General features: G+C 33.3%; 1 protein-coding gene. It reads right to left on the bottom strand.

What is annotated here, in order from left to right; all coding sequences use genetic code 11:
- Positions 1-83: 83 nt before the first annotated feature.
- A partial coding sequence (locus ACT3RM_RS18320; protein ID WP_444511572.1) for a putative manganese transporter occupies positions 84-255 on the bottom strand: 172 nt, incomplete at its 5' end.

Genomic DNA, 255 nt, shown 5'->3' with positions numbered 1-255 from the left:
GAGATAAAGAAGATTAAGTACTACTTATAAAAGCTCATATATTGAGCTTTTTATCATTTATATTAACTGGCTTTATATTAAAGTTAACTAAAAAAATATAATCCGTATCCAACTAAAATAGCCGGTATTGCTGAATAAATAGTAGCGACGAGAGCAGCTTTAGGTGCCATTGCAATCGCAGGAAATAATGCATCTCCATCGTTAGATATTGCATTAGCAGCAAGCGCACTAAAAGGGATGATCCCCTGTATATAT

The organism is Pseudoalteromonas sp. AOP7-A1-14, from assembly GCF_052376275.1.
Lineage (GTDB): Bacteria > Pseudomonadota > Gammaproteobacteria > Enterobacterales > Alteromonadaceae > Pseudoalteromonas.
The sequence above is the reverse complement of the archived record's forward strand: the minus strand, read 5'-3'. Positions and strand labels throughout refer to the sequence as shown.